We start from the raw sequence: 12,836 nt of genomic DNA on the forward strand, positions 1-12,836 counted from the left end.
GCAGCGTTCAACGCACGCCACCCTGACGGCACGGTGGTCGAGTACGTACATCACCGCCCCACCGAAGACGAGCGCTGACTGGCCAGAAACCGGGACATCCTCATCCCGAAACGCGTCCGCAAGACCAGCCCCCGTGAGAGTGACGAGGAGGTGCTGAACCAGGTCAGCGGCGAGACAGGGAGCACCGGGCAATGGCCGCTCTGTCACGAGCGATGCGCCGCTACCCGAGCAATGGCTAACGTCTATGGGCATGAGCGATCAGTGCCTGTTTTGCAGCATCGTGACCGGCAACATCCCGAGCGTGAAAGTAGCCGAGGACGAAACGACGTATGCGTTCATGGACATCCACCCGGCCTCGGACGGTCACTTGCTGGTCGTTCCCAAGCAGCACAGCAGCGACCTGTTCGAGATCCCGGTCAAGGACCTCACCGCGGTGACCCTGGCCGCACAGCGGGTCGCCAAGGCAGCGGTCGGGGAATTCGGTGCCGACGGGGTGAATCTGCTCAACTGCTGCGGTGCCGAGGCATGGCAGACGGTGTTTCACTTTCACCTGCACGTGATTCCGCGGTACGTCGACAAGGCCAAGGACCGACTGGTGCTGCCCTGGCAACCGGGAACCCCGGGCGACATGGACGCGATCGCCGCCCGGGGCGGTCGGCTCTCCGCCGCCCAGGACTGACTCGCCGCTGGGGAAGTAGGTCAGTGGAGCGGTAGTCCGAGAAGGGATCGTCATACGAGACAGGGCGCTGCTGGTGTGGCGTGTCCGGGTCAGCAGGCTGTAACCGCGTCTGTGCGCGGCGCTACTGTTGGGCAATGATCACCCACATCGCATCTGCTGTGTTGTACGTCGCCGACCAGGACGAGAGTCTGGTGTTCTACCGCGACACCTTGGGCTTCGAGATAGTCACTGATGCCGACATGGGCGGAGGAAACCGCTGGCTGGAGGTACGCCCGGCTGGAGCGCAAACGGCGATCGTCCTGGCGTCAGCTGAGGGCTTCGGTCGATCACCCGGTGAAGGAGCGAATCTCACGTTCGCCAGCGAGGACGTGGCCGCGACGGTCGAGGCACTGCGCTCTACCGGTGCAACCGTCTCAGACCCGGTCAGGGAGCCGTGGGGGACGTACGCAACGGTCGACGGTCCTGACGGCCATAAGGTCCAGTTCCACGAGCGGAGCGCGCACGCCTGAAGTTCCGGCGTCTCACGAGAGGATCCCTCAACTGCAGCTCTGTCGGCTTCCCAGACTCCATACCTCCGGAAATAACCCATCAGCATGATCAGAACACCTCAGTCAGAATGCCCGGTGGTACTGCTTGGGCCAGGTATCGGTCGGCGTCCCGTCGTGGGCGCGGAGGGTCCAGTAGGGGTCGCGCAGCATGACCCGGCCAACCAGCAGCGCGTCGACAGAGTGCGGGATGGCCTCGTGGAGTTGCCGTGCTTCGGTGACCGAGCCGGAGGTGGCGGTGGCCACTCCGAGCGTGCGGAATCGCCCTGCGAAGCGGGCGTTCTCGAGCGGTTCGGTGGGGCGGGGCGCTTCGGGCACGAGGGCGCCGGAGTTGATGTCGAGCAGGTCCGCGCCGAGCTCGGCCATACGAGCGACGAGGACCTCGGTCTCGTCGATGGTCACGCCCCCCTCGAGGAGATCGGTAACCGGCGTGCGGATCACGAGGGGCTTCTCCGCCGGCCACCCGGCCCGCAGGGCGGACACCACCGCGAGCGGGAACCGCAGCCTACTCTCGAGGTCACCGCCCCACGCGTCGGTGCGCTCGTTGGCCAGCGGTGAGAGGAACTGGTGGAACAGGTAGCCGTTCGCCCCTTGCAGTCCGAGGGCTTCGTAACCGGCCCGGTGGGCGTTGCGGGCGGCGCGTTCGACGTCGCCGAGCACGCGGTCGATGTCGTGTGCGGTCATCGAGCGAGGTGGGGCGAGTCCGGAGAACGGCAGCGGTGACGGCGCGAGCGGCTGCCACCCACCCTCTGCGGGGGAGACGGGGTGGCGTGTGCCGGTGTTGTCCCACGGGATGCCGTGCGAGCTCTTCCGCCCCGCGATGCCCAATTGGACCGCGGGCACGGACCCGACGGAGCGGATGAGCCCGGCCAGCCGCCGGTGCGCGGCGACCTGGCGCTCACTCCACAGGCCCAGATCGCCAACGGTGGTGCGCATGTCCGGGGCGACAGCGGTGGCCTCGACCATCACCATCCCCACACCGCCGGCAGCTCTGGCCCCGTAATGGGCCAGGTGCCAGCCGGTGGGAGCGCCGTGTTCGTCCGCGGAGTACTGGCACATCGGCGAGAGCCACACCCGGTTGGCCAGTTCCAGCTCCCGCAGGTGCATACCCGTCCAGGGCGTCACGTCCGCCTGCACCACGTCGTGGTCCGATTCTGCCGTTCCGAGTTCCATGACCACGATTGTCGCGACCAGGCGTCTGGACGGTCAGTAGCATGGAATCTAAGACTTGTACCCGTTCGTCCAGGAGCTTGCTGTGCGTGCCGTTGATGACCTGTTGCTGACGATGAACATCGAGGAGGCGCAGTTCAAACGGATCACTCCCCGCGCTCCCTGGGGGATCGCCTTCCCGCCGCGCCACGTGGCGCGCCTGTTGCTCGTGGCACGGGGGTCGTGTTGGCTGAGCGGCGCAGGCTTGACCGAACCGCTGCGGCTGCGGACGAATGACTGTTTCCTCGTCCGGGACGGGGTGACCTTCGAGCTGCAGGACCGTCCCGGCCGCGCGCTCGTCGACTGCGAGGACTTCCAGAGCGCGCCAGACGGCGCCGATACCGGCGAGTCGACCGAGATCCTCTCCAGCCGCTTCACCTTCGACGTGGTAGCCGCCGACGCGCTGTTCGCGCTGCTGCCCCCACTGTTCCGGATCGACCTCGACGAGCAGTCGGGTCGCCAGCTGCGGGCCACCTTCGACCTCATCGCGCAGGAAACGGCCGAGGGCGCCATGGGCTCCGGGTTCATCAGCGCGCGACTGTCCGACGTGCTGTTCGTCCAAGCGCTGCGTGCCTGCTCCTCCGGACCGGCAGGCTCCGTCGGATGGCTCGCAGCGCTCCGGGACCCGCAGCTCGCTCCGGCAATCAACGCCATGCACACCGACCTGGCCCATCCCTGGACGATCGACGAACTCGCCAGTCGCGCAGGAATGTCCCGGTCCGCGTTCGCCGCCGCGTTTCGCGACAAGACCGGCGACACACCCCTGGGGTATCTCACAACCTGGCGGATGTTCCGCACCAAGACCCTGCTGCGCGACACCGACATGAGCCTGCAGGAAATCGCCAACCGAGTCGGCTACCGCACCGGCCAAGCACTCAGTCGGACCTTCACGCGACGACAGGGCCAAGCACCCGGCAGCTGGCGACAGCGCCCAGGGGCCAACGGTCAGAACACCGACACTCTGGCCAGTTGATCGTTAGAGTCCAGGCAGCGATCCCGGCCGGGAGGGGCTGAGTGTGTTTCTGTGTTGGTCACAGCCTCAAGATTGGCCTGCGACGAGGGTTGGAACAGGATCGAGTCACCTCCGCGAGGTCCCTCGGCGGTGGACGGGCGAGCGCGCGAGTGCAGGCGAGTAACCCCGTCGGGGCTCGCGCCCGCTCGTCCGTTCTGGAGGCCCCGGGGCCACTTCCGCAGTTGGTGCCCTGTCGGGTGATCCGGGCACCTGAACTAGTGCCACAACCTGTGGAGAAAGAGCGTTCGGCGACGGATGGTGGGGCGGCAACCGGATACACCGCGGCCCCTTTCCCGCGGATCCCACCCCAGCTGAACCGGGGCGGCCGTGAACGGAGGCACTAAAGCTAGCTGTTCTGTCCCGTGAGGTGGTGTCGGAACCAGGTGATCAGGCCGGCGTCGACCTCGCGAGCCAGCGGCAGCTGTGGCGCGGGCTCGATTCCGGGCTCGTCGGCAAGCGGATGCGCCAACTCGGGGATCGACAGCAGGTCGGAGTCTTCTCCCAATGCGTCGACGAGATCCAATGCGTCGGCACGTAGCGCCGGGTGATCCCGCTTGCCACTGACGACCAGCAACGGCGAGCGACCAGCGATGGTGCCAGCCTTGGCAACGAAGTCCAGACTGTCGACGGCCTTTGCGGACTCGGTGTCATACGAGTAGTCGCCGAACAGGTCGACGACGGAGCGCATCCGGATGGCGGCGTTCACCACGGCGCCGGCGAAGACCGGAATCTCGGTCTCGGCAAGGACCCGCAGCGCCACGGCCCCGCCCAGTGAACCGCCGAGCACGCCGATCGGACCGTCATCGATCGGCAGCTGCGCACGGATCGACGCCAGCACGGCCGGGAACTCCTCGGTCGCCTCTCGGACGAACGGGTACAGAGCAGACATCAGGGGATCGGTGCGCAGCAGCTCCAAGCCAGCGTCCATGCTGCCGTCGACCATCCGCGCCCCGCACATCGGCATGCCGAGGTGCACACGCCACGCGGGCAGGCCGTTCATCGGCAGCGCGGCAGCGAACGCGGCATCCGACCTCGGCGCGTCCAGCATGTGCCAGGTGACGATCAGAGGCGCTGGGCCGTCATCGTTCGGTGGCAGCGCGGTGAATGGCACGCCGGCAGCCGTGCCCGTGATCGGTGAGCGCATGCGGCAACGGTAGGTCGACGGCCCCCTGCCAGAAAGCGGTTACGCCACCAGCGGAATCAGCGCGGCGGGCCGAGCATTGCTCCGCAGGTCGGCCCGCACGTCATGCCATTTTGAACGCCGCCGACGAGACTCTCCGATGACTGGCTCTGGCCCACTTGCGGCGATAATAGACAGTAGCGGCGACGACGGGAGTCCGGCGAGCAAGCATCCGCAGGCCACGAAGCTGAAGTGGTCCTCCGTGAGAGTTGACATGGCCTCCGAGGTGAGCCCGGTGCCCGGGCCGCATCCTCGCTGCAGCGCTGTCCGTTCGCGAACCGTGGAGGTCAGAGCACCAACCAATCTCGCCGTATCTGTTTGTGACAACCACTCAACGATTCGTCACCACCGCAAGTCGACCAGAGCCGTCAGATCGACACTCCCGGACGAGGCCACCCTCGAGGCCATCACCGAGCAGCTCGACACCGTCCTCGCCACCGGCCCCCAGGCCGAGGCCAAAGCCGTGCTCGCAGAACTCGTCGCCACCGTGCGCGTCACCGGGCCCCAGCACGTCGTGCCCGTGTTCCGCGTCCCGGCCGGCGACGCCGCACCCGCGGCATCCTCGCAGGGCACAGAATCGCCGGCCGGGGTTCGCACGGTGCCACATCAGCGGAGGCGGACGGGAATCGAACCCGCCTGACCGAGCTTCTCGGCCACATCGGTTTTGAAGACCGCGGGGCCCACCAGGACCCAAACGCCTCCGCGGGGCAGCGTAGTAGACATCGTCCTGGCAGCAACGTCGCAGACCTCGGCGCGTCGAGCGCTCCACACGGCAACGCGGTTGGGAGCGCCCAGTTCTGCTCCGCACCTTCCCCGCGGTCACCGCCAACCGCGTCCGCGGTGAGCACCGAACGGGTGCTCGCTGGGAGCGCTGAACGGCGCGGCCCCGCGCGGACGCCGTCAGCGCAACGACGCCTCGAGCACGGAGTACGGCCCGGCGCCGCGCGCCGGTGCGACGCGGTCGAAGTTGAATCCTGCGGCGTGGAACAACTCCTCGAACTCCGCGCGGGTGCGCTCGCGACCGGTGATCATGCCGAGCATCGTGAGGTCGGAGTACTTGCTGAAGTGCGGTTGGTCGTCGTCGGGCATGACGGTTTCGACGACGACCAGGCGGGCGCCGGCATCGGCGGATGCGGCGATGCGCCGCAGCAGTGCGGTGGCGGCCTCGTCGTCCCAGTCGTGCAGGACCGTCGACAACAGGTACACCGCACCGCGCGGCACGGACGCGAAGAAGTCACCGCTGATGACGTCGACGCGCCGCTCCAGGTCCGAGTCGTGGACCCGCTGCTCCGCCGCAGGCACCACCGCGGGCAGATCGAACACGACGCCGGACCGGTCGGGGTGTTCGCGCAGGAGGCGTGCGAGCACGGAACCGTCGGCCCCGCCGACGTCGACCACCGGGTCACCGGGTGGCAGCGGGTAGCCGTCGAGCGTGGATTCCTTGACCACGTCGGTCAGGTCCGCCATCGCTGCGCTGAACGCCTCGGAGCGCTCGGGCACTTCGACGAGCCAGTCCATGAACGGGCGGCCGTAGTGCACCGTGGCCGCGGGGGTCCCGGTGCGGACGGTCTCGGCGAGGTGCGCGAACGCCGGGTAGTGCGTTTCCACCAGCATCAGCGTCATGTCGCGGATCGACTGCGGCGCGTCCGCCGCCAGGCACCGCCCCAGTTCCGTGGTGGCGAACGCACCCGGAGTCGGCTGGTGGAACACGCCGAATCCGGTGAGCGTGCGCAGCAGCCGGAAGACCGCATCCGGACAGGTGCCGGTGCGTTCGGCGAGATCCGCGGCCGTTCGCGGGCCGGAGGCGAGTTCCGTGGCCAGGTCGAGCTTCGCCACCGCGTACAGCGCCTGGGACACCTCGAATCCCTGCACCATGCGCAGCAGTCGCAGCGGTGGTGCGTTCTCCGCGGATGCGGTGTCCTCCGCGGGTGCGGCACCCTGCGGGGGTGCGGCACCCTGCGGGGATGTGGCGGCCTGCGGGGAGTCCGGGTCCGCTGTCATGCTTCCGCACCTTCCCGCCTCGACGCGACGAGTGCCGACCGTACCGCCGAGCCGCGCGCATGAGTGCCCCTCGACCGCGAATTCCACCGCAGGGACGAATCGGATTCCCGGGGCGCGTCGACCGAGCCCTTCGCCGCGCGGTCACCGCGCTCGAGCACAGCACCCACCTCCGTGCAGGAACCACGTGCCATGATCCGTTGGAGCGACCCCGGCCCACCGCAGCGCGGCCACCGCCAACGGGTCCAGAGCGCTCGCGTCCCCATCAGCGCGGAGCAGTTCCTCCATCGCGCGGAACGCGAGGTCGACCGCGATCTCCTCGTCCTCGGGGCGGCGGAAGCGCTTGGCGCCGCGCAGCAGTCTCCGCTCGACCTTCTCGGCGCGTTCCAGCACCTGCTGCCGCTCGTGTTCGCGGCGCGCACGGCGCAGCCGGCGCGCGGCTTTCCTGGCCGCGTCCGCGGCGAGGAGTTCGGCGAACCACTCCGGTGCCGTGTCCGGCCGCGCCTTCCAGCCACGCGCTCGCGCGGCGGTGAGCTGTTCGTCAACTCCCGCTGCGCGCATCGCGTTGGCGACATCGCGCACCCGCAGCTGCACGGCGCTCGCCACGGCGACGGGGCACAGGGCGCGGTCCGCGCGCTGCCGCGCGGTCCGATCTCCGGACACGTCACATCCCCCAGCACACCAGTCGTTTTCACGCCCGCCCCCGTCCAATCGCCCCGCAGTCCGGCGCACACCGGCGACTCCGCGGTCCCACCGAAGGCCGGGAGCCGCGTGGCGATCCGGTCCTCGGCGGACACCTCGAGAACCCGCAACCGCCGCGCGGTGGGCACCGCACCTCCGGCCAACGGCACAACCCGAGCGTGCCCGACGTCGAACTCGTTTTCGACCGAGCAGTGCGAGATCCACACGACCGTGCGAAGTGCCTGTCGCACCCGCCGCCCGACACGACGAGGCGTGTCGGCCTCCGACCGGACCTGCCCCCGCCGCCTATAGTGCGGTGCATGGCGGACGAACGCCGACGGATCCCCGGAACGGGCTGGCTGCTGCACTCCCCGGAACTGGCCGCGCCGATCGCCCGGCTCGGGCGGCCGCTGGTCAAGAGCGTGGTGCAGCGCGTGCAGCAGCGCGCCCGCGACGGCGAGATCGACCCCGACGAGGTGCTCGACGCGGTGCACGCCGCCCTGCCGCGCGCGGCCACGCAGCTGCGGCACGTCGTCAACGCCACCGGCGTCGTGCTGCACACCAACCTCGGCCGCGCCCCGCTGTCGGAGGCGGCGGTGCAGGCGATGGGCGAAGTCGCCGCGACCTGCGATGTCGAGCTCGACGTGCACACGGGTCATCGCGGCGGTCGCGCGGTCGCGGTGCGCGCGGCGCTGCGCGGGGCGGTGCCGGAGGCCGAGGACGCGCACGTGGTGAACAACGGCGCGGCGGCGCTCGCACTGGCCGCGACCGCGCTGGCCGGCTCCGGCGAGATCGTGCTGGCGCGCGGTGAGATGGTGGAGATCGGCGACGGTTTCCGCATCCCCGAACTGCTCGAGTCCACCGGTGCCCGGTTGCGCGAGGTCGGCACGACCAACCGGGTGCGCCTGGAGGACTACCGGGCCGCGGTGGGACCGCGGACGGGGTTCGTGCTCAAGGTGCACCCGTCGAACTTCGTCATCCGCGGGTTCACGGCCTCGGTCCCCCCGGCCGCGCTGCGCGAGCTGGAGGTGCCGGTGGTCGCCGACATCGGTTCGGGCCTGCTGCACCCGGATCCGGTGCTCGGCGACGAACCCGACGCGCGCGGCCTCCTGCGCCAGGGCGCGGACCTCGTCATCGCCAGCGGCGACAAGCTCCTCGGCGGCCCGCAGGCGGGGTTGCTGCTCGGCGAGGCCCGGCTGATCAGCCGCCTGCGCGCGCACCCGCTGGCACGGGCGCTGCGCGTGGACAAGACGACGCTGGCCGCGTTGGAGGCCACGATCTCCGGCCCGGAGCCCCCGGTCTCGGCGATGCTGCACCAGGACCCGCAGCGCCTGCACCGGCGCGCGCACCGGTTGGCCGAGACGCTGTCGGCCGCGGGGGTTCCGGCCACCGCGGAGTCCGCGGAGGCCACCGTCGGCGGGGGCGGTGCTCCCGGGGTGGTGCTGCCGAGCGCGTCGGTGGCGCTGCCGGAACGCTACGGCAAGGCGCTGCGCGGAGCAGATCCCCCGGTGCTGGGGCACGTGGAGCGGGGGCGCTGCGTGCTGGACCTGTTCGCGGTACCCGAGGACGAGGACGAGCTGCTGTGCCGGGCCGTGCTCGCGTGCGATTGAGGTGAGGGACATGCACGTCGTGGCCACCGCCGGGCACGTGGACCACGGCAAGTCCACGCTGGTGCGCCGGTTGACCGGGACCGACCCGGACCGCTGGGCCGAGGAGCACCGGCGCGGGCTCACGCTGGACCTGGGGTTCGCCTGGACGGGCCTCGACGACGGCTGCGCGGTCGCGTTCGTCGACGTCCCCGGCCACGAGCGGTTCGTCGGCAACATGCTCGCCGGGGTGGGGCCGGTGACGGCGGTGCTGTTCGTGCTCGCCGCCGACCAGGGGTGGCAGGCGCAGTCCAGCGAGCACCGGGACGCGCTGCACGCGCTGGGCGTGCGGCACGGGCTCGTGGCGATCACCCGCTGCGACCTGGCCGATCCGGCGCCCGCGGCCCAGCAGGCGCGCGAGCAGCTCGCCGGCACCGGGATGACCGACCTGCCGGTGTGCCCGGTCAGCGGCGCCACCGGCGAGGGCTTCGCCGAGCTGCGCGCGGAGCTGGACGCGCTGGCGCACCGGCTCCCCCGCCCGGACGCGGAGGCGGCCGCGCGGATCTGGGTGGACCGCTCGTTCACCGTGCGCGGTGCGGGCACCGTGGTGACCGGCACGCTGCCGGCGGGGCGCGTGCGGCGGGGTGACCGCCTGCTGCTGCACCCGGGGCAGCGCCCCGTCACCGTCCGCGGTTTGCAGGCGCTCGGCGAGGACCGCGCGGAGGTGGTGGCGGCGGCGCGGGTGGCGGTGAACCTGCGCGGTGCCGAGCACCACGAGATCCGCCGCGGGCACGCGCTGGTCACCCCCGGGCGGTGGTGGTCGACCGGCACCGTCGACGTGCGCGTCGCGGGCGCGCCGGTGGCGGAACTGCCGCGGGAGCTGGTGGTGCACGCGGGCACGGCCTCGCTCGCGGCGCGGGTGCGTCCGCTGGGCGCGGACACGGCCCGGTTGCAGCTGCGCGAACCGCTGCCGCTGGTGATCGGCGACCGCGTGGTGCTGCGCGACCCCGGTCAACACCGGATCGCGGGCAGCGCGTGCGTGTTGGACGTGTCCCCTCCGGCGCTGCGGCGGCGCGGGGCCGCGCGGCAGCGGGCGCGCGCGCTGGAAACCGCGGACGGCTCACCGGACGCGTGGGCGGAGCTGCGCCGCCGCCGCATCGTGCGCGCTGCGGATCTGCGCGCCATGGGTGTGGCGCTGCCGCCCGAGCTGCGCGAGGACACCGCGGGCCCGTGGCTGGTGGATCCCCGGTACCGCGCGGAGGCGGCCGAACGCCTGGCCGAGCACGTGGCCGAGCACGAGCGGCGCCGTCCGCTCGACGGCGGTCTCGCGCCGGAGGCGGCGCGCCGGGCGCTGGAGCTGCCGGACCGCGACCTGGTCGTCGAGCTGGCCCGCGAAGCGGGGGTCGTGTTCGCGCGCGGGCGGTTGCGCACGCGCGACGAGGTGCCGCAGGCGGCGCGGGAGGTGGCCGCGCGGGTGTGCGACGTGCTGTCCGAACGGCCGTTCCGCTCCCCCACCAGCGATGAGCTCGCCGAGCTCGGTGCCGGTGAGGCCGAGCTGGCCGCGGCCGAGCGGGGCGGGCTGCTGGTGCGGCTCGCGCCGGGCGTGGTGCTGGGGCCGCGGTCCGCGGAGCACGCCGCTGCCCTGCTGGCCGATCTGGAGCAGCCGTTCACGCCGAGCCAGGCGCGGCGGGCGCTGGACACCTCGCGGCGAGTGGTGGTTCCGCTGCTGGAGCACCTGGACCGGTGCGGGTTGACGCGGGCGCTGCCCGACGGCACCCACCAGGTGCGCTCCGCGTAACCGACCCTGTCCCCTTTCGGGTACTGCGATCTCGCGGGTGCTGCGCGCATCGTGGGGGTGGGAGCTGGTCGCGGCGAGGGGAGGAAGCCATGCCGCCGCGCAGGATCTGGACCTGTTCGATCAACTTCGGGCTGGTCACGATCCCGGTCGACCTGTACAGCGCGACCGAGGATCGCAGCAACCAGTTTCACCAGTACGTGCGCGACACCGCTGACCGGGTGCGGCTCAAGCGCGTGAACGAGCGCACCGGCGAGGAGGTGGACTACGGCGACGTCGTGAAGGGCCGCGAGATCGGCGACGTGGTGGTGACCGTCGAGCAGTCCGAGCTGGACGAGGTCGCACCGGGCCGGTCCCGCGCGATCGACATCGATCGTTTCGTGCCCGTATCGGAGATCGACCCGGTGTACTTCCAGCGGACCTACTGGCTGGCGCCGACCGGAGGCGCGTACGCGCGCCCGTACGCGCTGCTGCGGCGCGCGCTGCAGGCGTCGGGCCAGGCCGGCATCGCCACGGTGGTGCTGCGCGGCAAGCAGTACCTGACCGCCCTGCGCGCGGAGGACTCGGTGCTGGCGCTGGACACGTTGCACTTCTCCGCGGAGGTGCGCGATCCCGGCGGCCTCGTCGGCGATGCGGCGGAGGCGGTTCCCAGCGGCAACGAGATGCGCATGGCCGGCATGATCATCGACTCGATGAAGGGCGCCTGGGAACCGGAGCACTACACCGACACCTACGCCGAGCGCGTCGAGCAGCTGCTGGTGGAGAAGGCCCGGGGCGTCGCGCCGGCGCCGGCCGCGAGCCCGCCGGAGCCCACGGAGGTCACCGACCTGAGCGAGGTGCTGCGGCGCAGCGTCGACGAGGCGCTGCGGCGCAGCGCCGAGGAGTCCCGCGAGGGCTCGGGACCGGTGCCGGGGCCGCGGGACGGGCCGCGCGGCCGCTCGGGGACCAGCTCCTCCGGTGGGCGTTCGCGCGGAGCGCCCGGTGGGGCGCACCGCCCGGACCTGGCGGGCATGCGCAAGTCCGATCTCGCCGAGCGCGCCCGGCAGCTGGGCATCCGGGGACGGTCGAAGATGAGCCGCGGAGACCTGGAGCAGGCCGTTGCCGCCGCGGACGCGGGCGGCCGATCACGGCGGGTGCCGTGACCATGGCCGGCACCGAGGTCTCCCACCACGTCACCGTCGACGTCGACGGGGTGCGCCTGACCCTGTCGAACCCGGACAAGCCGCTGTACCCGGCGGCCGGGTTCCGCAAGCGGGACGTGCTGTCGTACTACCACCGCGCGGCGGAGGCCGTGCTGCCGCACGTGCGCGACCGCGCGGCGACGCTGGTCCGCGCGCCGGACGGGGTGGGCGGTGCGTCGTTCCTCGAGCGGAACACCGGCAGCCGCGCGCCGGAGTGGGTGGACGCGGTGCCGGTCACCAGCGACGCGGACGGGTCCGGTTCGGCGACGAACCACCACGTGCGCATCAACGACCTGCCCACGTTGATCTGGACGGCGGACCTGGCCGCGCTGGAGCTGCACGTGCCGCAGTGGACCGTGGAACGCGACGGCCGGCGGCACCTGCCGGACCTGCTCGTGTTCGACCTGGACCCGGGCGATCCGGCCACGGTCGTGGACTGCTGCCGGATCGCCGAGCGGTTGCACCGCGTGCTGCACGCGGACGGGCTGCGGGCGTTCCCGAAGACGAGCGGGTCCGCGGGGATGCAGCTGTACTGCCCGATCTCGGTGGCGGAGGCGGCGCGGCCCGCCGACTACGCCCGGGAGCTGGCGCAGCGCTTGGCGCGCGAGCACCCCGAGCACGTGGTGGCCACCGCGGGCCGCGAGCTGCGGCGCGGGAAGGTGTTCATCGACTGGAGCCGGAACAACGCGGCCACGGCGACGGTGGCCGCGTATTCGCTGCGGGCGCGGTCCCGCCCCACGGTCTCCACGCCGGTCACGTGGGCCGAGGTCCACCGGTGCAGCGAGCCGCACCAGCTGGTGTTCACGGCGGAGCAGGTGCTGCGGCGGCTCGACTCGGGGCTGGACCCGTTCGAGGGCCTGCACGAGGCGCCGACCGCTCTGTGAGGCCGCCGGCGGCGACCCCGCGCGGGGAGTCCTCTGTGGATCGGCGGCGGGCGTGACCGGGTTCACCGCAGGTCGCACCGCGCGTC

12 protein-coding genes and 1 tRNA gene are annotated in these 12,836 nt (G+C 71.6%); 8 read left to right on the plus strand and 5 right to left on the minus strand.

Annotated features, from left to right (window positions below; all coding sequences use genetic code 11):
* Positions 1-250 precede the first annotated feature (250 nt).
* The gene (locus ACYVJE_RS12055) at positions 251-679 is read left to right on the plus strand and encodes an HIT family protein (RefSeq protein ID WP_461144505.1); all 429 of its coding nucleotides are present in this window, start codon (positions 251-253) and stop codon (positions 677-679) included.
* A 134-nt stretch (positions 680-813) separates the two neighbouring features.
* A complete protein-coding gene (locus ACYVJE_RS12060; RefSeq protein WP_461144506.1) occupies positions 814-1,188 on the plus strand; it encodes a VOC family protein in 375 nt (124 codons plus the stop codon).
* Between the two features lie 102 nt (positions 1,189-1,290).
* On the opposite strand, the gene ACYVJE_RS12065 is transcribed toward ACYVJE_RS12060, so the two are convergent.
* The gene (locus tag ACYVJE_RS12065) at positions 1,291-2,397 is read right to left on the minus strand and encodes an oxidoreductase (protein ID WP_461144507.1); all 1,107 of its coding nucleotides are present in this window, start codon (positions 2,395-2,397) and stop codon (positions 1,291-1,293) included.
* Positions 2,398-2,452: 55 nt separating this feature from the next.
* On the opposite strand from ACYVJE_RS12065, the gene ACYVJE_RS12070 reads away from it, so the two are divergent.
* Positions 2,453-3,406: a cupin domain-containing protein gene (locus tag ACYVJE_RS12070; protein WP_461144508.1), complete on the plus strand. Its 954-nt coding sequence runs from the start codon at positions 2,453-2,455 to the stop codon at positions 3,404-3,406.
* 385 nt (positions 3,407-3,791) lie between these two features.
* Here ACYVJE_RS12070 and ACYVJE_RS12075 read toward each other — a convergent pair whose 3' ends face one another.
* Entirely contained in the window at positions 3,792-4,589 is a 798-nt protein-coding gene (locus ACYVJE_RS12075; protein ID WP_461144509.1) for an alpha/beta hydrolase family protein, read from the minus strand.
* Between the two features lie 316 nt (positions 4,590-4,905).
* Between ACYVJE_RS12075 and ACYVJE_RS12080 the strand changes: the two genes are divergently transcribed.
* On the plus strand, positions 4,906-5,265 hold the full coding sequence (locus ACYVJE_RS12080; RefSeq protein ID WP_461144510.1) for a hypothetical protein: 360 nt from the start codon (positions 4,906-4,908) through the stop codon (positions 5,263-5,265).
* On the opposite strand, the gene ACYVJE_RS12085 is transcribed toward ACYVJE_RS12080, so the two are convergent.
* From ACYVJE_RS12085 to ACYVJE_RS12095, 3 genes are all read right to left on the minus strand, one after another.
* Positions 5,235-5,327, minus strand: a tRNA-Sec gene (locus ACYVJE_RS12085). The two genes, ACYVJE_RS12080 and ACYVJE_RS12085, sit on opposite strands and share 31 nt — an antisense overlap.
* Before the next feature lie 198 nt (positions 5,328-5,525).
* Positions 5,526-6,626, minus strand: a complete 1,101-nt coding sequence (locus ACYVJE_RS12090; protein ID WP_461144511.1) for a methyltransferase — start codon at positions 6,624-6,626, stop codon at positions 5,526-5,528.
* Positions 6,627-6,767: 141 nt separating this feature from the next.
* Entirely contained in the window at positions 6,768-7,286 is a 519-nt protein-coding gene (locus ACYVJE_RS12095) for a hypothetical protein (RefSeq protein ID WP_461144512.1), read from the minus strand.
* 338 nt (positions 7,287-7,624) lie between these two features.
* On the opposite strand from ACYVJE_RS12095, the gene selA reads away from it, so the two are divergent.
* From selA to ligD, 4 genes are all read left to right on the plus strand, one after another.
* Positions 7,625-8,914 (plus strand): L-seryl-tRNA(Sec) selenium transferase, encoded by a 1,290-nt coding sequence (gene selA / locus ACYVJE_RS12100; protein WP_461144513.1) that lies wholly within the window; start codon positions 7,625-7,627, stop codon positions 8,912-8,914.
* A 10-nt stretch (positions 8,915-8,924) separates the two neighbouring features.
* Positions 8,925-10,688 (plus strand): selenocysteine-specific translation elongation factor, encoded by a 1,764-nt coding sequence (selB, locus tag ACYVJE_RS12105; RefSeq protein ID WP_461144514.1) that lies wholly within the window; start codon positions 8,925-8,927, stop codon positions 10,686-10,688.
* Between the two features lie 89 nt (positions 10,689-10,777).
* Positions 10,778-11,827, plus strand: a complete 1,050-nt coding sequence (gene ku, locus ACYVJE_RS12110; RefSeq protein ID WP_461144515.1) for a non-homologous end joining protein Ku — start codon at positions 10,778-10,780, stop codon at positions 11,825-11,827.
* A gap of 2 nt (positions 11,828-11,829) precedes the next feature.
* On the plus strand, positions 11,830-12,750 hold the full coding sequence (ligD, locus tag ACYVJE_RS12115) for a non-homologous end-joining DNA ligase (protein ID WP_461144663.1): 921 nt from the start codon (positions 11,830-11,832) through the stop codon (positions 12,748-12,750).
* Positions 12,751-12,836 lie beyond the last annotated feature (86 nt).

This window comes from Salinifilum aidingensis (assembly GCF_054782015.1).